The sequence below is a fragment of the Cellulomonas olei genome (genome assembly GCF_039548315.1).
In the GTDB taxonomy this organism is placed as follows: Bacteria; Actinomycetota; Actinomycetes; order Actinomycetales; family Cellulomonadaceae; genus Cellulomonas.
On sequence record NZ_JBCLVN010000010.1, the window covers coordinates 1 to 17,539 of the forward strand.

19 protein-coding genes and 2 tRNA genes are annotated in these 17,539 nt (G+C 75.4%); 13 read left to right on the forward strand and 8 right to left on the reverse strand.

Annotated elements, in window-relative coordinates; genetic code table 11:
• The 3 genes from AAHH18_RS05345 to AAHH18_RS05355 form a co-directional block, all read right to left on the reverse strand.
• A partial coding sequence (locus AAHH18_RS05345; protein WP_343300845.1) for an ATP-dependent Clp protease proteolytic subunit occupies nucleotides 1–189 on the reverse strand: 189 nt, incomplete at its 3' end.
• A gap of 279 nt (nucleotides 190–468) precedes the next feature.
• Nucleotides 469–1,836: a trigger factor gene (gene tig, locus AAHH18_RS05350; RefSeq protein WP_343300857.1), complete on the reverse strand. Its 1,368-nt coding sequence runs from the start codon at nucleotides 1,834–1,836 to the stop codon at nucleotides 469–471.
• Between the two features lie 237 nt (nucleotides 1,837–2,073).
• A complete protein-coding gene (locus tag AAHH18_RS05355; RefSeq protein ID WP_343300858.1) occupies nucleotides 2,074–2,535 on the reverse strand; it encodes a DoxX family protein in 462 nt (153 codons plus the stop codon).
• A 170-nt stretch (nucleotides 2,536–2,705) separates the two neighbouring features.
• Between AAHH18_RS05355 and AAHH18_RS05360 the strand changes: the two genes are divergently transcribed.
• Nucleotides 2,706–4,124: an MFS transporter gene (locus AAHH18_RS05360; RefSeq protein ID WP_343300846.1), complete on the forward strand. Its 1,419-nt coding sequence runs from the start codon at nucleotides 2,706–2,708 to the stop codon at nucleotides 4,122–4,124.
• Nucleotides 4,125–4,155: 31 nt separating this feature from the next.
• Here the strand turns inward: AAHH18_RS05360 and AAHH18_RS05365 are convergent, their stop codons facing one another.
• Both AAHH18_RS05365 and AAHH18_RS05370 read right to left on the reverse strand, forming a co-directional pair.
• Nucleotides 4,156–4,731 (reverse strand): hypothetical protein, encoded by a 576-nt coding sequence (locus AAHH18_RS05365; protein WP_343300847.1) that lies wholly within the window; start codon nucleotides 4,729–4,731, stop codon nucleotides 4,156–4,158.
• A gap of 59 nt (nucleotides 4,732–4,790) precedes the next feature.
• A tRNA-Pro gene (locus AAHH18_RS05370) sits at nucleotides 4,791–4,864 on the reverse strand.
• Nucleotides 4,865–4,940: 76 nt separating this feature from the next.
• Here AAHH18_RS05370 and AAHH18_RS05375 point away from each other — a divergent pair.
• The 6 genes from AAHH18_RS05375 (at nucleotide 4,941) to AAHH18_RS05400 (ending at nucleotide 8,445) form a co-directional block, all read left to right on the forward strand.
• Nucleotides 4,941–5,011: transfer RNA gene (locus AAHH18_RS05375), tRNA-Gly, on the forward strand.
• A gap of 227 nt (nucleotides 5,012–5,238) precedes the next feature.
• Nucleotides 5,239–5,757 carry a hypothetical protein gene (locus AAHH18_RS05380; RefSeq protein ID WP_343300848.1) on the forward strand — a complete coding sequence of 173 codons (519 nt, stop codon included), beginning with the start codon at nucleotides 5,239–5,241 and terminating at the stop codon, nucleotides 5,755–5,757.
• A gap of 64 nt (nucleotides 5,758–5,821) precedes the next feature.
• Nucleotides 5,822–6,541 (forward strand): MSMEG_4193 family putative phosphomutase, encoded by a 720-nt coding sequence (locus tag AAHH18_RS05385; protein WP_343300849.1) that lies wholly within the window; start codon nucleotides 5,822–5,824, stop codon nucleotides 6,539–6,541.
• Between the two features lie 9 nt (nucleotides 6,542–6,550).
• Entirely contained in the window at nucleotides 6,551–7,102 is a 552-nt protein-coding gene (locus AAHH18_RS05390) for a DUF3090 domain-containing protein (RefSeq protein WP_343300850.1), read from the forward strand.
• Nucleotides 7,099–7,890 (forward strand): SCO1664 family protein, encoded by a 792-nt coding sequence (locus AAHH18_RS05395; protein WP_343300851.1) that lies wholly within the window; start codon nucleotides 7,099–7,101, stop codon nucleotides 7,888–7,890. Before AAHH18_RS05390 ends, AAHH18_RS05395 begins: the two co-directional genes overlap by 4 nt.
• Nucleotides 7,891–7,998: 108 nt before the next feature.
• Nucleotides 7,999–8,445: a DUF488 domain-containing protein gene (locus tag AAHH18_RS05400; RefSeq protein ID WP_283320769.1), complete on the forward strand. Its 447-nt coding sequence runs from the start codon at nucleotides 7,999–8,001 to the stop codon at nucleotides 8,443–8,445.
• On the opposite strand, the gene AAHH18_RS05405 is transcribed toward AAHH18_RS05400, so the two are convergent.
• Both AAHH18_RS05405 and AAHH18_RS05410 read right to left on the reverse strand, forming a co-directional pair.
• Nucleotides 8,431–9,285 carry a hypothetical protein gene (locus AAHH18_RS05405; RefSeq protein WP_343300852.1) on the reverse strand — a complete coding sequence of 285 codons (855 nt, stop codon included), beginning with the start codon at nucleotides 9,283–9,285 and terminating at the stop codon, nucleotides 8,431–8,433. The two genes, AAHH18_RS05400 and AAHH18_RS05405, sit on opposite strands and share 15 nt — an antisense overlap.
• Nucleotides 9,286–9,484: 199 nt before the next feature.
• The gene (locus AAHH18_RS05410) at nucleotides 9,485–10,480 is read right to left on the reverse strand and encodes an alpha/beta hydrolase (RefSeq protein WP_343300853.1); all 996 of its coding nucleotides are present in this window, start codon (nucleotides 10,478–10,480) and stop codon (nucleotides 9,485–9,487) included.
• A 454-nt stretch (nucleotides 10,481–10,934) separates the two neighbouring features.
• Between AAHH18_RS05410 and cysK the strand changes: the two genes are divergently transcribed.
• Complete coding sequence (cysK, locus tag AAHH18_RS05415) at nucleotides 10,935–11,870, forward strand: cysteine synthase A (RefSeq protein ID WP_283320772.1); 936 nt, start codon at nucleotides 10,935–10,937, stop codon at nucleotides 11,868–11,870.
• 13 nt (nucleotides 11,871–11,883) lie between these two features.
• Complete coding sequence (gene epsC / locus AAHH18_RS05420; protein WP_343300854.1) at nucleotides 11,884–12,606, forward strand: serine O-acetyltransferase EpsC; 723 nt, start codon at nucleotides 11,884–11,886, stop codon at nucleotides 12,604–12,606.
• Nucleotides 12,607–12,652: 46 nt separating this feature from the next.
• Here epsC and AAHH18_RS05425 read toward each other — a convergent pair whose 3' ends face one another.
• Nucleotides 12,653–13,099 carry a methylglyoxal synthase gene (locus AAHH18_RS05425; RefSeq protein WP_222171968.1) on the reverse strand — a complete coding sequence of 149 codons (447 nt, stop codon included), beginning with the start codon at nucleotides 13,097–13,099 and terminating at the stop codon, nucleotides 12,653–12,655.
• A 120-nt stretch (nucleotides 13,100–13,219) separates the two neighbouring features.
• Between AAHH18_RS05425 and AAHH18_RS05430 the strand changes: the two genes are divergently transcribed.
• The 4 genes from AAHH18_RS05430 to AAHH18_RS05445 all read left to right on the forward strand — a co-directional run bounded on the left by AAHH18_RS05430 (nucleotide 13,220) and on the right by AAHH18_RS05445 (nucleotide 17,031).
• Nucleotides 13,220–13,588, forward strand: a complete 369-nt coding sequence (locus AAHH18_RS05430) for a GntR family transcriptional regulator (RefSeq protein ID WP_283320774.1) — start codon at nucleotides 13,220–13,222, stop codon at nucleotides 13,586–13,588.
• Nucleotides 13,585–14,607, forward strand: coding sequence for a DUF1648 domain-containing protein (locus AAHH18_RS05435; protein WP_343300855.1), 1,023 nt, complete (start codon nucleotides 13,585–13,587; stop codon nucleotides 14,605–14,607). The genes AAHH18_RS05430 and AAHH18_RS05435 overlap by 4 nt, the downstream gene beginning before the upstream one ends.
• A 104-nt stretch (nucleotides 14,608–14,711) precedes the next feature.
• On the forward strand, nucleotides 14,712–15,767 hold the full coding sequence (locus tag AAHH18_RS05440; protein WP_343300859.1) for an LLM class F420-dependent oxidoreductase: 1,056 nt from the start codon (nucleotides 14,712–14,714) through the stop codon (nucleotides 15,765–15,767).
• A gap of 55 nt (nucleotides 15,768–15,822) precedes the next feature.
• On the forward strand, nucleotides 15,823–17,031 hold the full coding sequence (locus AAHH18_RS05445) for a benzoate/H(+) symporter BenE family transporter (RefSeq protein ID WP_343300856.1): 1,209 nt from the start codon (nucleotides 15,823–15,825) through the stop codon (nucleotides 17,029–17,031).
• Nucleotides 17,032–17,539 lie beyond the last annotated feature (508 nt).

A 17,539-nucleotide genomic window follows, 5' to 3' on the forward strand; every position in this document is an offset into this window, starting at 1 on the left:
GAAGATGTCCTTCTCGGGGTCCTCCGCCGCGAGCAGCATCATCTGCGCGCAGATGGCGTTCGCGTTCTCGTCGCGGACCTCCGAGCCGAGCCAGATGATCCGCTCCTTGAGGAGCCGGTTGTAGATGGAGTCGTTGAGGCCGAGTCCCCCGGACTCGGCCCGGGCGATCGCCGGCGTCTGGTCGTTCACGAAGGCTCCCTCGTCAGGCTTGGTGTGCTTGCGCCGACCCTAACGCCCGCCCAGGTGCCCGTTCGTCCCGCTGACGCCCCGTTTCGCTGTCGGCGCACCCGTCGGGCGGAGGGCGCGAGGTCGTCAGCTCGAGCCGAGGTCGTCAGGTCGGCGTGACGACCTCGGCCGGACGTGACGACCTCGGCGCGCTGGGACGCGGGGCGGGGCGGGAGGGGTGGGCGAGGATGCGCGAGGGGCCCCGCACCGGTGTGGTGCGGGGCCCCTCGGGGTCGTGCCGGGTCAGGCCTTGGCGTCGGCCTCGGCGGTCTCCGGCTCGGTGGCCTCGGCCTGGTCGGTCTCGGCGGCCTCCTGGGCGGCGTCGTCCTCGTCCGAGCCGATGTACTCGGACAGGTCGACCGCGGCACCGGAGCCGTCGACGACGGCCACGTGGCGCAGGGCGACGGCCAGCGCCTTGGAGCGCGCGACCTCGGCGACCATGGCCGGGATCTGGCCCTGCTGGTCGATGGTCTGGATGAACGTGTTCGGGTCCATGCCGTACTGGCGGGACGCGCTCACCAGGTAGTCGACGAGCTCGCCCTGGTTGACCTTGACCTCGAGCTTCTCGGCCAGGGTGTCCAGGAGGATCTGGTTGCGCAGCGCGGTCTGCGCCTGCTCGGTCACCTCGGCGCGGTGCGTGTCGTCCTCCAGGCGGCCCTCGGACTCGAGGTGGCGGTGGACCTCGGCCTCGACGGCGCCCTGCGGGACGGGGATCTCGATCTGCTCGAGCAGCTGCTCCAGCAGCAGGTCCCGCGCCTGGACGGCCTGGTTCTGGCCCTTGATGCGGCCGGCCTGCTCGCGGAGGTCCGCCAGGAGCTCGTCGATGGTGTCGAACTCGGACGCCATCTGCGCGAAGTCGTCGTCCGCCTCCGGCAGCTCGCGCTCCTTGACGGAGGTCGCGGTGACGGTGACCTCGGCCTGCTCGCCGGCGTGCTCGCCGCCGACCAGCGTGGTGGAGAACGTGGTGGTCTCGCCGGCCGACAGCCCGGTGAGCGCCTCGTCGAGGCCCTCGAGCATGTTGCCGGAGCCGATCTGGTAGGAGACGCCGGAGACCGTGTCGACCTCCTCGCCGTCGATCTTGGCGACCAGGTCGATGACCGCGAAGTCCTTCTCGGCGGCCGGGCGGTCGACGCCGACCAGCGAGCCGAAGCGCTCACGCAGCGCGTCCAGGCGGCCCTGCACGTCCTCGTCGGTGATGGCCGAGTCGTCGACCGTCACGGACAGGCCGTCGATCTCGGGGATCTCGATCTCGGGGCGGACCTCGACCTCGGCCGTGAAGACCAGGTCGCCGTCGGTGTCGCCGGCCACCAGGCCGGGAACCTTCGTGACGTCGACCTCGGGCTGGCCGAGCGGGCGCAGCTTGTTCTCGCGGACGGCCTCGGCGTAGAAGCCGGACAGGCCCTCGTTGACGGCGTGCTCCATGACGGCCGGGCGGCCGACGCGCTGGTCGATGATCCGCGGCGGGACCTTGCCCTTGCGGAAGCCGGGGATGGTCACCTGCTCCGCGATGTGCGCGTAGGCGTGATCGATGCTCGGCTTGAGCTCGTCGTACGGAACCTCGACGGTCAGCCTGACCTTGGTGGGCTCCAGGGTCTCGACGGCGCTCTTCACTTCAGTGGTCTCCAACTGCTCGGACGGTCGGTGCCGGGGGTCCGGCGTGGGGCGCTCGGGCGCACCGGCGAGGCGGATCCTCGCTCCCCCGTGGGCGGCACGCTGCGGCGCGTGCGGGCATGACTGATCGCTCGCACCGGCCCGACGATCCTACGCCACGGGCCGGGACCGCCGCCAAAGCGGGGACGCGCGGACGGCAGGCGCTCCCGGGCCGGACGCCCTCGCGACGCCCGGGCCTCAGCGCGTGCGCCGGGCGTCCCGCCAGGCCCGCCACGCGCCCGTCGACCACAGCGCCCACGCCACCAGCCCCACCTGGAACGGCAGCCGGGCCGCGCGCTTCGCGTCCGAGTCGAGACCGAAGGCGTCGGTGTGCGTGAGGTACTGCGACACGTTGCCCGGGAACACCGCGACGAAGAACGCCGCCGCCACCCAGCCCACGGCGGCCCGGTACCGCCGCGGCGCGAGGGCGAGCGCCGCCCCGAGCGCGATCTCGACGACGCCCGAGCCGAGCACCACCGCGTCGTCCTCGACCGGCACCCAGCCCGGCACCTGCGCCTGGAACTCCTCGCGCGCGAACGTCAGGTGGCCCGTGCCCGCGAACGCCAGGGCGGCGCCGAGCGCGAGGCGCCCGGCCGTGCGGAGGCGACCGCCGGGCGGGTCGGCGAGCAGGCGGGCGGGCTCGGCCGGGGTGCGGGGCATCGGGACCTCCGAGGTGGGCGCGGGGTGTGCTCGCATCCCACCACGGTCCTGCGCCGGCCGCGCCCGGTCCGGCGCGGTCCTCGCGCGCCCGGGCCGTGCTCCGTAGGCTCGCTCGCGTCGCACCCGGGGGCACGGGTCGCCGGGTCGTGCACGGGAGGGGGCTTGAGCCGATGACTGCGGACGACGCGCCCGCCGCCGCCCCGGCACGGAGCCGTTCCGTCGTCACCCTCGCGGTGTCCCTCGTGCTCGTCGAGCTCCTCGCGGGGATGCAGCGCTACCTGTCCCAGACCGTGCTGCCGCTGGTCGCCGCGGACCTCGACGGGGCGCACCTGTACGGGCCGCTGGACGCCGCCGCGCAGGCGCCGATGTTCCTCACGATGCCCCTGGGCGCGTGGTTGCTGTCGCGGTTCCGCGTCGGGCGGCTGCTGGTGGTGCTGACCCTCGTGACGGTCGCCGGGGCGGTGCTCTGCGCGCTCGCGCCCTCCATGGTCGTGTTCATCGCCGGTACCGCCGTCCGCGCGGCGGCGGCGGGGGCGCTCGCGACCGTCGGCATGGGGGTCGTCGCCCGGGGTCTGCCGCCGCGGCACCGGCAGCTCGTGCTGGCTGCGATGTCGGGCGTGTGGCTCGTGTCGTCGGTGCTGGGCCCGGTCTACGCGGCCGGGGTCGCGACCACCCTGGGGTGGCGGTGGGCGATGGTGCTGTACCTGCCCGTGCTGCTCGTCGTGCGCCTCGTGGTCGCGCGGTCCGCGCCGGAGCGGCCGGAGTCCGTGCCGACCGAGCCCGCGCCGTGGGGGTGGGCCCTGGTGCTCGCCGCCGGGTCCGCCGTGCTCGCGCTGCCCGTCGGCGCCTGGTGGCCGCTCGTCCTGCCCGCCGGCGCCGCGCTCATGGTCGGCGCCGCGGCGCGGATCCTGCCCGCGGGGACGCTCCGCGCGCGGTCCGGGCGCCGGGCGGGGCTGACCGCGCTGGGCGTGACGGCCGCCGTGTACTTCGGCGCGACGATGGTGCTGTCGGTGGTCGCGCACGACGCCCTGGGGCTCGGCACGCGCGACGTCGCCGTCGTGGTGGCCGCGCCGGGCCTGCTGTGGGCCGCCGTGGCGCTGTGGACCGGCTCGCACCCGGCGTCGACGGACGCGGCGTTCCGACGACGCGCGGCGCTCGCGTCCGGGAGCCTCGCCGCGGGCGTGCTCGTGCTGCTGCTGGCGGTGCTCGTGGCCGGCGCCGGCCGGGCGGGCGTCCTCGCGGCCCTCGTCGCCGGCGGCGGGCTGCTCGGAGCCGGCATGGGCACCGTCTACCCCGACCTGCTCGGGCGGTGCCTCACCCCGCCCGCCCGCGACGACGGCATCTCCGAGGACCGCGTGGCCGCCGCGGTCGTCCTCGCGGAGTCCGTCGGCATGGCCCTGGCGACCACCGCCGCGTACGCGTGGCTCGGGGGCGGCTCGGCGCTGCTGACCGAGCCCGTCGACCGCGCCCGGGTGCTGTACGCGGTGCTGCTGGGGGTCGCGGTGGTGGTCGTGCGGCGGCTGCTCGCGGCGGCACGGCCGGACGTCGCGGGCACGGCTGCGGGCGGCGCGGGACGGCAAGCGGCGTGAGCCACCGCCGCCGCAGGTGCGACCGCCCGCGTCAGGCCGGCGTCAGCAGCGGCAGCGTGCGGGCCCACAGCGCGGGCTCCGCGCCGTCCTCGGGGAACGGGTCCGGCCGCGGGGGCCGCGGCGAGGACGACGGGCCCGAGATCAGGTCCAGGTACGCGGCGTCGTACTCCGGTGCGGGCTCCGCCCGGGGCACCCGCACCCGCGACGTGGCGGCCCGCCCCCGCACCCGCTCCAGCTCGCGACGTGTGTCGTCGCGCAGCCACGCCGGGCCGTCCGCGGCGAGCTCGAGGTCCGCCACAGCGCTCGCCGGGTCCCGGAGGTGGTCGGCGACCAGCAGGCCGCGCACGTGGTGCAGCACCGCCCGGTCCTGCGGGCGCTCCACCCACACGTGCAGCGCCATGTCGCAGCAGTGCACGGCCGTCTTCGGCTGCCGGTTCAGCAGCGCGGCGCTGACGTCCGCCAGCCACGCCTCCGGGGTGTACGCCCCGCCGTCCAGCCGCCAGGCCATCGCGGTCCGGGACAGCGGGTACCAGTCGCCGGCGGCGAGGAGCGTCAGGCACTCCTCGCGCCACGAGGAGGCGGGGCGGCGCGGGACGAGGTGGAGCATCGCGCCAGGTTACGGCGGCGGGTCGGGCGACCGGGAGGCGCGACACGTCGGCGGTTCGGTCGGGATGGACGGATTCGAACCGACGACCTTCCGCTCCCAAAGCGGACGCGCTACCAACCTGCGCCACATCCCGTCGCGGCGAGTCTAGTGGCGGGGACGATGCCGCCGGAGCGGGTACCCTTGTCCGGCAGCCCGCACGCCGGGCCTGCGCGGATGTAGCTCAATGGTAGAGCCCCAGTCTTCCAAACTGGCTACGCGGGTTCGATTCCCGTCATCCGCTCCGTCCGTCCTTGCAGCGCGCCGGTTGAGCGCCTGATGACCGCAGGATGTCCGCCGCGCGTGCGACGCCCCGGGACCAGTTAGCGTGCGCCCCTCACCACGAGGGGGCCCGCGGCTCGGCGTTCCCTGAGGTCGTCGGCGGCAGCCACGTGCCGCCTCCCTCCCCAAGCTCCGAGTCCTCCGCGAAACCGCTCTCGCAGAGACGCTGCTCCCGCTACGTTCGGGTCCATGCCGAGCATCCAGGCCGCCGCCGAACGTCTGTCTGTCTCCCCCGGCACACTCAGGCGGCTTCACTCGGTCGGGCTGATCACCGTCGCGAACGGCTCGGTCTCCGAAGACGACATGGCAGCGCTGAGCGCCTTCCGGCTCCTCGACCCGAGCGACCCGGCCGACGTCCCGTGGCCCGCCCTCGTCGTGACGGTGCGGGCCAGCCGACGCGATCCGGACGCCGCCTTCAACGAGCGGCAGACGTTCGGCTGGGACCCGACCCTGGACCCGTTCGACCGTCGCCAGCTCACGGGCGTGGCCCAGTGGTGGCCGGCTCGACGACCGCAGGACGCGCAGGTCCTCATCGTGACGGCCCGCGGATGGGTGCTGCAGGCGTACGAGATCCGCGAGCACGTCAGGCAGCAGGACGCGACGGAGTACCGGTTCGACGTCGTGCCGCACGAGACCGGAAAGACCCGTCCGTTCGCGAGGACCCGGTTCCCCGCCAAGCCCGGGCCGCGGGCGTACCCGATCCACTGACGACTCCCGGCGGGTTCGGGTCGGTCGCGGCTCGTCGGACCGACCCGCCGCCTAGGCTCGCGCCATGGCCACCGTCCTCCTCGTCCGCCACGGCCGCACCACCGCGAACGCCTCGGGGCTCCTCGCGGGCCGCACCGCCGGGGTGCGCCTCGACCGGGTGGGCCGGGACCAGGCCGCCCGGACGGCGGAGCGGCTCGCCGCCGTCCCGCTGGTCGCGGTGGTGACCAGCCCCCTGGAGCGGTGCCGGCAGACGGCGCGCGCGGTCACGGACCGCCAGGTCGACGCCCCCACGACCCGGGTCGACGCCCGCCTGACGGAGTGCGACTACGGCTCCTGGCAGGGCCGGACGCTGAAGGACCTGGCCGCCGAGCCGCTGTGGGCGACGGTCCAGACGCAGCCGAGCGCCGCGACGTTCCCGGGCGGCGAGTCGTTGGCCGCGATGCAGGCGCGGGCGGTGGCTGCGGTGCGGGAGCAGGACGCCGCCGTCGAGGCGGAGCACGGACCCGGGGCGGTGTGGGCGGCGGTCACGCACGGCGACATCGTCAAGGCCGTGCTCGCGGACGCGCTCGGGATGCACCTGGACCTGTTCCAGCGGCTGGCGGCGGGGCCCGCGTCGGTGTCGGTGGTGCGGTACGGCCCGGCGCGGCCCGAGGTCGTCGCGGTGAACACCGACGCCGGTGACCTGTCGTGGCTGCGGGGCGCGGCGCCCGCCGGGGACGCGCCGGTCGGTGGCGGCGCCGGGCCCTCCGACGCTCCCCGTGACGGTGTCGGACCGCGCTCCTAGCATGGGTGCATGCCGACCCTCGTCCACCTGCACGACTGGCCCGACCGCGCCGTGATCGGCACGGTCGGCCGTCCCGGTCAGCGCACGTTCTACCTGCAGGCCCGCACCGGGCGCCGCACCACGAGCGTCGCGATGGAGAAGGAGTGGGCCGCCGTCCTGGCGGACAAGATCGACCTCATCCTCGACGAGCTCATGACGGAGGACGGCAACCGCTACAGCGTCCCGGCGGAGGCCACGCCCGAGCTCGTCGACGAGGACCCGGTCGAGCAGCCCGTCGAGGAGGACTTCCGGCTCGGCTCGATGCGGCTGAGCTGGGACGCCGCGACCGGGCAGGTCGTCGTGGAGGCGTTCCCGCTGGTCGAGGTCGAGTCCGAGGAGGAGGCCGCCGCGGTCGAGGAGATCGAGCCGGAGGAGGCGATGATCCTGCGGATGCCGGTGGGCAGCGCCCGGGCGTTCGCCGAGCGGGCGCGCCGGGTCGTGCGGGCCGGCCGTCCGCTGTGCCCGCGGTGCGGCGAGCCGGTGGACCCCGACGGCCACGTGTGCGACCCCGGGGACGCGTGACCGCGCCCGACACCCGCGACGCGCCGCAGGAGGACCTGGAGCGCGGCGACCTCGAGGTGGTGGGCCGGATCACGACGGCCTCGAACGCGACGTTCCTGGCCCGGATCGGCGGGACGTCGGTGGTCTACAAGCCCGTCGCCGGCGAGAAGCCGCTGTGGGACTTCCCGGACGGCACGCTCGCCCGGCGCGAGGTCGCCGCGTACCTCGTCTCCGAGGCCACCGGCTGGGGCGTCGTGCCGCGCACGTGGCTGCGGGACGGCCCGCTCGGCGCCGGGATGGTGCAGCTCTGGCAGGAGCCCGACACGGCGCAGGACCCCGTCGACGTGCTGCCCGCCGCCCGCGTCCCCGCCACGGGCTGGCGCGCCGTCGTGGAGGGCGAGGACGAGGACGGCTCCCCCGTCGTGCTGGTCCACGAGGACTCCGCGGCGCTGCGGCGCATGGCGGTGCTGGACGTGCTGCTCAACAACGCCGACCGCAAGGGCGGGCACGTGCTGCCGGTACCGGGCGGCCACCGGTTCGGCGTCGACCACGGCGTGACGTTCCACGTCGAGCCGCGGCTGCGGACGGTGCTGTGGGGCTGGGTCGGCGCGCCGCTGGACGACGACGAGCGCGCGGGCGTCGAGCGGGTGCGCGACGGACTGGCGGGCGACCTCGGTCCGGCGCTGGCGGACCTCCTCACCGAAGCGGAGGTCGCCGCGCTGGCGGCCCGGTGCGCGCGGCTGCTGCGCGAGGGCCGGTTCCCGGGGCCGGAGGGGGACATGCCCGCGGTGCCGTGGCCGCTGTTCTAGGTCCGAGCACCTCGCCAACCGAAGGGCCCCTCGACATGCGTCTGCGGTGGTGAAGCACAAGCCCAGCGCGCGGCCAGAGCGTCAGCATGGTGGTGAGAGGATGGCCCGATGCGCGCTGTGGGGAACGTGATGGGTATCGGCTACGAGGGCCGGAGCCTCGACGAGGTGATGTCGACCCTGCGCATCTGGGAGTGCAGCACCGTCGTCGATGTGCGCCTCAACCCCGTGTCCCGGAAGCGCGGCTTCTCGCGGAAGTCCCTTGCTGCGGCCCTCGGCGAGCAGGGCATCGGCTACGTCCACCTGCGAGCACTGGGCAACCCCGTCGACAACCGCTCAGGCTTCGCCCACCCGGGAAGTGCGCAGGCGTCCGCAGCGCACAGCCGGTTCGTCGACGAGGTCCTGCGCGGCGCAGACGCGCAGACGGCGCTCGCCGAGATCGAGCGACTCGCGGCACAGGGAGTGGTCGCCCTGCTGTGCTTCGAGGCCGCGGCCTCCTGCTGCCACAGGTCTCTCGTGATGGACGCGCTGCAGTCCCGTGCCCTACAGACCGTCTAGGAAGAGCGGACTGCGTGCAAGGCCGGCGGGCGGGTAGTACGTCCCCAGGACCATGAACTGTCGACGCCGGACGATGTTCTCCTGGTTCCCCAGATACAGCGCGGGGGCTCGACCCGGTGCGAACATCTGCGTCCCGAACTTGTTCCGGATGGCGTGAACCACCTCCGAATCGGGTCTGTCGTGGAGACGCCCCTGCAATGCAGTGAGCTCCCAGTCGAGGATCCCGGCACGGTGAGGACGGACGCACGCAGCCTCCGGACACGTGAACCGCAGCCACGCCTTGAACCGGGGTGCCTGACGCATCCGAGGTACGTCAGCACGGAACAAGTCGCCCTGCTCGGCGAACCGGCTGAACCGCTCGAGCTCCGCCGGAGACCAGCCTGGGTGCGGTGCGACGTCGACGCCCAGGAAGCTGCCGACGGCGACGAGCCCGAGGGAGGCCGCGTTGGGATCGGCGCCAGCGCCCGCCGCGAGCGAGCACATGCTGCCGCCGATCACGGGCTCGATGTACGGAGCCCGGGCCGGCCACCCGTCAACCGAACGGAGGATCGTCACGCTCGTCGCGTCGATCTTCAGGCTCTCGGGGCGCGCGTCTGTCCCCGCGTCACGCACCCTCACACGGACGATTGAGTACTTGGGAAATCGCTGCGCCTCGGTGAGGAATCGGAAAGGGACGGGATACAGGCGGACGAGTCGCAGGGGGTCGAGAGCCACGCCCGCGACGCAGACGGTCTCACCGTAGGCCGTGGACGGTTGAGGCGTCGCCTTGACCGTGACGAGGACGTCAATCGCTCGGCCACGACGATCGGCGCTCCTGGCCGCACGCACGTCCTCGTCCACAAGCCCTCCCGACCTCGAGATCGCTCACGCGACTCCCTCGGGCAGATGCCTATCGCGAAAACGGCTGGCCGCGACATCGACACACGGTGCGGACACTTTTATCCCGAATTGTGGTGTTGGTCGTCTGGGCGACGCGACAATCACCAAGAAAGGTCGCGTGGGGCACCTCGTCGGTAGCTGTCGAACGGCGAAGCCGCGGTCAGAGGCGGCGCCGATTCTCAGCGGGAGATGGGAGCCGCGCGAGCGTCACGTCCAGCCACCCGAGGACCTCGTCCAGGTACCGGGTGCGGGCGGGCAGGGGCGACAGCGCCAGGTCGTGCGCCCCGCCCGGGACCTCGACGCTCGTGACGTCCTCGCCGAGGCGGGGGGCGAGCCGCCGCATGTCGGCGACGTCCAGCACCGAGTCGGTGGTGAGCAGGGCGTCGTGCCAGCGGTCGTCCGGGCCGGTGGCGTCGGAGGACAGGACCAGCACGGGCACGTCGATGGCGAGCCCCGCTGCGACGGCCGCGTGGCCCCGACGCACGGCGCGGACGAACCCCGCCCGCACCGGGAACCCCTCGTGCGGCTTCCAGCCGAGGTCGTAGTCCCACTCGCCGCCGGACGCGCGGTGCAGGGCGCGGCCGTAGTGCTCGTCGAGGTGCGAGACGACCAGCCGCGGCGCGACGCGTCCCAGCACGTGCACGATCCCCCAGGTCGCGACCGTGCGCTCCAGCAGGGTGCCCCGCAGGTCCAGCCAGGGGCTGTTGAGCACCACCGCGTCGACCCGCCCGAGGCCGCGCCGGTGGTGCGCCCACAGCGCGGCGACGAGTCCGCCGGTGGAGTGGCCGAGCAGCACCACACGGTCGTGCCCGGCGCGCAGCACCCGCACGGCGGCGTCGATCTCCTCGGCGTGGACGGCGAGGTCGTGGGTGTCGTTCGGCACGCGTCCCGGGCGGATGGAGCGGCCGTAGTCGCGCAGGTCGAGCGCGTACAGGTCGTAGCCGCGGTCCGCGAGCGCGTCCGCCACGTGCGTCTGGAAGAAGTAGTCGACGAACCCGTGCACGTACAGCACGGCCGGGCGGGTGCGGTCGGCCCCGGCGTCGCGGCGGTGCACCAGGGTCGCGACGGGGTCGCCCTGCGCGTCGGGTCGCAGGTGCATCGTGCGCCGCACCCAGTCGCCGCCGAGCACGTCCGGGACCGCGTCGTCCAGCCTCATGCCGCGCATCGTGCCACGGCGGCGCACCACCCGGTGGCGGGGACGCGGGGCGTGGCGCACCGTGGACGGGTGACGACGGCGCGGAGGAACCCCTGGTGACGGCACCCGGCGGACGACGCGGGCATCTTTGTCGTGGTCCCCGCGTTACGGCTACTGTCGGGCCTGTCGGCCGCGACGCCGACCTCACGGGAGAAGGAGCCGGGCATGCGCGTCACCGCGTTCAGCACCGTGCGCTCCCTGTCGCGCCCCGCGACGTCCCGTGCCCCGCGGCGCACCTGTCGCTGTCGGTAGAGCGCTGGCCCGAAGCCGTCCGCGTCGCGCCCCTGACGGGTCCGCCACGCCCCGGCCAGCGCTCGCCTCGGACCCCACGGCAGGGCGTCCGCCCGTGCCGTGCGCTGCAGGACCCGTCATCCCCGGTACTCCCACCACCTGACGAGAGAAGGACGGACGCGACATGGCACGCATCTACGACGACGCGACGAAGCTCATCGGCAACACCCCCCTGGTCCGCATCAACAAGCTGACCGAGGGTGTCGGGGCGACGGTCGTCGGCAAGCTCGAGTTCTACAACCCGGCGAGCTCGGTGAAGGACCGCATCGGCGTGGCGATCGTCGACGCCGCCGAGGCGTCCGGCGAGCTGAAGCCGGGCGGGACGATCGTCGAGGCGACCAGCGGCAACACCGGCATCGCGCTGGCGTTCGTCGGCGCCGCGCGCGGGTACGACGTCGTGCTGACCATGCCGGAGTCCATGTCGAAGGAGCGGCGCGCGCTGCTGCGGGCGTACGGCGCGGAGCTGATCCTCACGCCGGCCGCCGAGGGCATGAAGGGCGCGGTGAACCGGGCGAACGAGATCGTCCAGGAGCGGCCGGGCGCCATCCTCGCCCGCCAGTTCGCGAACGAGGCGAACCCGGCGATCCACCGCCGCACGACCGCCGAGGAGATCTGGGCGGACACGGACGGCGAGGTCGACATCCTCGTCGCCGGCATCGGCACGGGCGGCACGATCACCGGCGTCGGCCAGGTGCTCAAGGAGCGCAAGCCGGGCGTGCAGATCGTGGGCGTCGAGCCCGCCGAGTCGCCGATCCTCAACGGCGGCCAGCCCGGCCCGCACAAGATCCAGGGCATCGGCGCCAACTTCGTGCCCGAGATCCTCGACACGGGCGTCTACGACGAGATCATCGACGTGGACGCCGAGACCGCGGTCGCCGTGGCCCGCCGGGCCGCGAAGGAGGAGGGCCTGCTCGTCGGCATTTCGTCCGGCGCCGCGCTGCACGCGGCCATCGAGCTGGGCAAGCGCCCGGAGAACGCGGGGAAGCTGATCGTCGTGATCATCCCGTCGTTCGGCGAGCGCTACCTGTCCTCCATCCTGTACGCCGACCTCCTGGACTGATCGGACGATCGCGATGACCTCCACCACCCGGCTGCCGCGCCCGGACGGCGCCTCCCGCCCCGAGGGGGCGCGCGGGGTGCCGTCCCCCGTGCGCCCGGCGCCCGCGGCCGGGCGGCCCGTCGCCGGCGGCCCCCGCGGCGCGTCGGACCACTGGCGCCGCCTGCGGGCGTTCGCCCGGACGCTGCGCGAGGACCTGGACGCGGCCCAGCGCCGCGACCCGGCCGCGCGGTCGGGGCTGGAGGTCGCGCTCGCCTACCCGGGCCTGCACGCGGTGTGGGTGCACCGGGTGGCCCACCGGCTGTGGCAGCGGCCGGGCCTGCGCCTGCCGGCCCGGCTGCTGTCCCAGGCGTCCCGCGCCGTGACCGGGGTGGAGATCCACCCGGGCGCGACCATCGGGCGGCGGCTGTTCATCGACCACGGCATGGGCGTGGTGGTCGGCGAGACGGCGGTGATCGGCGACGACGTCGTGCTGTTCCACGGGGCGACGCTCGGCGGCAAGACGATGCGCCGGGGCAAGCGGCACCCCACGGTCGGCGACCGCGTGGTCGTCGGCGCCGGGGCGAAGGTGCTGGGGCCGGTGTGGATCGGCGACGACGCGCAGGTCGGGGCGAACGCGGTGGTGCTCAAGGACGTGCCGCCGGGGGCCGTCGCCGTGGGGGTGCCGGCGAAGATCCGCCAGCGCCCGGCGTCCGCTCCCCCGGAGCCCGAGGTCGACGACCCGGCGATCTACATCTGAGACGCGGCGCGCCGGTCCCCGGAGGGGGCCGGCGCGCGGCCGCGCGTCACTCCGTCGGTGCGCTGCCGTCCCACCCGCGCGGCGTGAGCTCGGGCCGGTGGGTCCACCGCTCCGCGAGCATCGGGCTGGAGATCAGCATGTCCGCGGTGGCGCGGTTGCTCGCCATGGGGACGTTCCAGACCGCGCCGATGCGCAGCAGCGCCTTGACGTCGGGGTCGTGCGGCTGCGGCTCCAGCGGGTCCCAGAAGAAGATCAGCATGTCGATGAGGCCCTCGGCGATCTTGGCGCCGATCTGCTGGTCGCCGCCGACCGGGCCGGACAGCAGCCGCGTCACGGGCAGTCCGAGCTCGTACTCGATCATGGTGCCGGTGGTGCCGGTGGCGTAGAGGTGGTGCCGCGAGAGCGTGCCGCGGTTGAACTCCGCCCACCGCAGCAGCTCGACCTTCTTGTTGTCGTGCGCCACGAGGGCGATGTGGTGGGCTGCACCGGGCATGGTGGGCGTCCTTCCGTGCGGCTGGCGGGACGTGCGGCACGCCCCGGGGCACACCCTAGGGCTCACGGCCGTGCGGCCGCTCACTTGTTCTAGTTGTCATCGAACAACTAGGGTGGCCTCGTGCTGTTCCGCATCGACCCCACCTCCGCCGAGCCGCTGTTCGCGCAGCTCGCCGCCCAGGTGCGTGCGGGCGTGCTGCACGGCGAGCTGCGCCCGGGGACCCGCCTGCCGTCGGCGCGGGACCTCGCCGCCTCCCTCGACGTCAACCTCCACACGGTCCTGCGGGCCTACCAGGACCTGCGCGACGAGGGGCTGCTCGACCTCCGGCGCGGACGCGGGGCTGTCGTCTCCCACCGGCCGCCGGCCGACCTCGCGCCCGTGCACGACGCGGTCGCGGCACTCGTCGCCGCCGCCGGCTCGGCCGGCCTCGCCCCCAGCACCACCCTCAGCCTCGTCAAGGACGCCCTCGCCCCGCAGGAGACCCGATGACCGCCACCGACCCGCGCGCCACCGCCGCCCGGACACCCGCACGGCCGCCGGTGCCGCACCGGCTGTCCACCACGCTGCTCGGGCTGGTGCCGGGGCTGACGGTGCTGGTGGCGACGGCGCTGGTCGTCACCTCCTGGCGCGACGACCTGCCCGACCCGGTCGCGGTCCACTTCGGCCAGGACCGCCCCGACGGGTACGGGTCGGTCGGCGGGACGCTCGCGCTCATGCTCGGGGTGTTCGGCACCCTCACCGTGGCGATGTGGCTGCTCGCGGTGCTGCGGGGCCGGGACTCGATGACGCGCCGGATCGCCGTCGGCACGGCGACCGGCCTGGCCGTGTTCGGCTCGCTCGTCCTGGGCGGGACGCTGTGGCTGCAGCGCGGCCTGACCGACGCGGCCGACACCCCCGACGTCGACCCCGTGATCGGCCTCGCGCTCGCCGCCGGGCTGGTCGCCGGCGGCCTGTGCGCCTGGGCCGCCCCCGGGGACGCCCCCGCACCCGCGTCCGCCGGGCACGTGCCGCTGGCCGGCGCGCGCCTGCCGCTGGGCGCCCAGGAGCGCGCGGCCTGGACCGGCCGCGTCGTCAGCCGCGTCGCGCTCGGCGTCGGAGGCGGCGCGACGCTGGCCGTCGCCGTCCTGGTCGCCGTGCTCGACATGCCCGCGCTGATCCTGCTGGTCCTCGCGCTGCTCCTGCTCGTGCTGACGAGCACCGTCATCGTCGTCACCGTGGACGCCCGCGGGCTCAGCGCACGGTCCGCCCTGGGCTGGCCCCGCTTCCACGTGCCGCTCGACGAGGTGGAGTCCGTGACCGTCCGGCAGGTCCGCCCGCTGCGGGAGTTCGGCGGCTGGGGGTTCCGCGTCGGCCTGGACGGGCAGGTGGGCTACGTGGTCCGCACCGGCGAGGCCATCGAGGTGGGCCGCACCCGCGGGCGGTCGTTCGTCGTGACGGTGGACGACGCCGCCACGGGCGCGGCGCTGCTCACGACGCTCGCGGACCGGAAGCGCACCGAGACCGCCTGAGGGCCCCGCCCGGCCCCGTCCGACCCCGTCCGGCCCCGTCCGGCGGCATGGGGCAGCATGGGCCCGACGCGCTCAGCGGCGAGCGCGCCGACGAGGAGGCACGCATGCGGCTCGGCTACCACACCGGCTACTGGTCCGCGGGCCCGCCCCCGGGCGCCGCCGAGGCGGTGCGCGACGCGGACCGGCTGGGCCTGGACTCCGTCTGGACCGCCGAGGCATACGGGTCCGACGCGTTCACCCCGCTCGCCTGGTGGGGGTCCGCGACGTCGCGCGTCCGGCTCGGCACCGCCGTCGCGCAGATCGCGGCCCGCACCCCGACGGCCACCGCGATGGCGGCCCTCACGCTCGACCACCTGTCCGGCGGGAGGTTCACGCTCGGGCTCGGGGTGTCCGGCCCGCAGGTGGTCGAGGGCTGGTACGGGCTGCCCTACCCCCGCCCGCTGGCGCGCACCCGGGAGTTCGTCGCGATCGTGCGGGACGTGCTGCGCCGCGAGGCGCCGGTGCGGGCGGACGGGGAGTTCTACCGGCTGCCGCTGCCCGAGGGCGAGGGCAGCGGGCTCGGCAAGGCGCTGCGGTCCACCGTGCACCCGCTGCGCGCCGACCTGCCGATCCACCTCGCCGCCGAGGGGCCGCGCAACGTCGCCCTCGCCGCGGAGATCGCCGACGGCTGGCTGCCGCTGTTCTGCACCCCGCGGCTCGACGGCGAGATGCGGGGGCTGCTCGCCGACGGCTTCGCCCGGCGGGCTGCGGGGACCCGGCCCGTCGAGGAGTTCGAGGTCACGGCCACGGTGCCGGTGGTGCTCGCGCCGGACGTCGAGACCGCCGCCGACGCGGTGCGGCCCTTCGTCGCCCTGTACGCCGGGGGCATGGGGGCCCGGGGCGCCAACTTCCACGCGAACGCCCTGGAGCGGCTCGGCTACGGCGAGGCGTGCACGGAGATCCAGGCGCACTACGCCGCCGGGGACCGCGCCCGGGCCGCAGCGGCGGTGCCCACGGAGCTGGTGCGGGACATCGCGCTGGTCGGGCCGCCCGACGCCGTGCGGGAGCAGGCCCGCGCGTGGGAGGGGACGGTCGTCACGACGCTGCTGGTGCAGGCGCGCCCGGACCAGCTCCCGGAGATCGCCGCGCTGCTCGGACCGGGGGCGCGCGCGGACGGCTGACCGGCCCGGGGCGCCCGCAACGTCGCCGACACACGGCTCGGCTACGGTCCGCCGCGTGAGCACCCCGCGACCCCTGGACACGGCCCCGCCGGAGGGCCGCGCCGCGCCGCGGGACACCGCCACGGCCGTGTCGGCCGGCGTCGTCACGGCGCTGGTCGGGTTCACCAGCGCGTTCGCGGTGGTGCTGGCCGGGCTGCGCGCGGTCGGGGCGACGCCGGCGCAGGCCACGTCCGGCCTGCTCGCCGTGACGGTCGCGATGGGCGTCGCGACGGTGCTGCTCGCGTGGCGGACGCGCCTGCCGATCACCGTCGCGTGGTCGACGCCCGGCGCGGCGCTGCTGGCGGGCACGGGGGCGGCGGCCGGCAGCTGGCCGGAGGCGGTCGCGGGGTTCGCCCTGTGCGGCGTGCTGCTCGCCGCGGTCGGCCTGTGGCGGCGGCTCGAGCGCTGGGTGCGGCTGATCCCCGTGCCGCTCGCGAACGCGATGCTCGCGGGCGTGCTGGTGGACCTCTGCCTGGAGCCGGTGCGCGCCGTCGCCGACCGGCCGCTGCTCGTGGGTCCCGTCGTGCTCGTGTGGCTCGTGCTGCTGCGCCTCGCACCCCGCTGGGCCACGCCCGCGGCGATGGGCCTGGCCGTGGGGATCGCCGTCGCGTCGCCCGCGGTGCGCCACCTGGACGCCGCGAGCCTGCTGCCGACGCTCGCGTGGACGACCCCGCAGCTGTCGTGGACCGCGATGGTGTCGGTCGCCGTGCCGCTGTTCGTCGTGACGATGGCCTCGCAGAACATCCCAGGGCTCGCCGTGCTCGCGGGCTTCGGGTACGCGGCGCCGCTGCGCCCCGTGATGCTCGTGACCGGGCTGGGGACGGTGCTGGCCGCGCCGTGGGGCGGCCACGCGATCAACCTGGCGGCCATCAGCGCCGCCCTCGCCGCCGGGCCGGCCGGAGGTCCCGACCCGCGGCGGCGGTGGCGGGCCGCCGTCGTGGTCGGCCTGGGGTACGTGGTGCTGGGAGCAGGGGCGGCGGCGGTGGCCGCGGTGGCCCTGGCCGCGCCCGGCGGGCTGATCGCGGCGGCCGCGGGCCTGGCGCTCATCGGGACGCTGGCGTCGTCGCTCGGGGCCGCGTTCGGCGCGGCGGGGCACCGGGAGGCGGCGGCGGTGACGTTCCTGGTCACGGTCTCGGGGGTCGCGGTCGGCGGCATCTCCGCGGCGTTCTGGGGGCTGCTCGCGGGCCTCACCTGCCACCTCGCGCTCCGCGGCGCCCGCCGCTGACCTCCGTCCGGGATCACCCCGGTCACGTGGCGCGCCGGGCTTGTGGTGCGCCGCCGCCGCCCGCTACTGTCGACCTCGATCCCGAGGCGTGAACTCTTGCGTCTCACATGACGAGACGTCATGACAGCGCACGACAGCGAGAGCACGACAGCGAGAGGAGGCGGCCCGTGGCCCGGTCGACGCACCCGCGCACGACCCAGCGCCCGGGCCGGCCGATGCCCGGCTGCTGTCGCCGCGCCGCCGCCGGCTGTCCGCGCTGTCCGCGGGCCTGTCGCGCCGCCTGACCGGACCCGGTGACCCCGGCTCCGCGCAGGAGCCCCACCGTGGTGCCCGACCGGCACCGCCCGGGACGCCCCGGGTCCACCGGACCCCGCCCGACAGGCCGCACCGCCGGACCCGCCCGCTGCCCCGCCCCGCGTCCCTCGACCGGGCGGCCGGGGCACGCGGCGACCGGCACCGCGCTCGCCGCACCGGTCGCGGCCGGCGCACCCCGCCCGGCTCCGGCCCG

Coding starts and splice junctions, on each gene's coding strand:
- AAHH18_RS05435 (WP_343300855.1), top strand. CDS start 13,585: ATGACCGCCACCGACCCGCGCGCCACCGCCGCCCGGACACCCGCACGG.
- cysK (WP_283320772.1), top strand. CDS start 10,935: ATGGCACGCATCTACGACGACGCGACGAAGCTCATCGGCAACACCCCC.
- AAHH18_RS05360 (WP_343300846.1), top strand. CDS start 2,706: ATGACTGCGGACGACGCGCCCGCCGCCGCCCCGGCACGGAGCCGTTCC.
- AAHH18_RS05425 (WP_222171968.1), bottom strand. CDS start 13,099: ATGCCCGGTGCAGCCCACCACATCGCCCTCGTGGCGCACGACAACAAG.
- AAHH18_RS05390 (WP_343300850.1), top strand. CDS start 6,551: ATGCCGACCCTCGTCCACCTGCACGACTGGCCCGACCGCGCCGTGATC.
- AAHH18_RS05400 (WP_283320769.1), top strand. CDS start 7,999: ATGCGCGCTGTGGGGAACGTGATGGGTATCGGCTACGAGGGCCGGAGC.
- AAHH18_RS05440 (WP_343300859.1), top strand. CDS start 14,712: ATGCGGCTCGGCTACCACACCGGCTACTGGTCCGCGGGCCCGCCCCCG.
- AAHH18_RS05410 (WP_343300853.1), bottom strand. CDS start 10,480: ATGAGGCTGGACGACGCGGTCCCGGACGTGCTCGGCGGCGACTGGGTG.
- AAHH18_RS05380 (WP_343300848.1), top strand. CDS start 5,239: ATGCCGAGCATCCAGGCCGCCGCCGAACGTCTGTCTGTCTCCCCCGGC.
- epsC (WP_343300854.1), top strand. CDS start 11,884: ATGACCTCCACCACCCGGCTGCCGCGCCCGGACGGCGCCTCCCGCCCC.
- AAHH18_RS05385 (WP_343300849.1), top strand. CDS start 5,822: ATGGCCACCGTCCTCCTCGTCCGCCACGGCCGCACCACCGCGAACGCC.
- AAHH18_RS05365 (WP_343300847.1), bottom strand. CDS start 4,731: ATGCTCCACCTCGTCCCGCGCCGCCCCGCCTCCTCGTGGCGCGAGGAG.
- AAHH18_RS05355 (WP_343300858.1), bottom strand. CDS start 2,535: ATGCCCCGCACCCCGGCCGAGCCCGCCCGCCTGCTCGCCGACCCGCCC.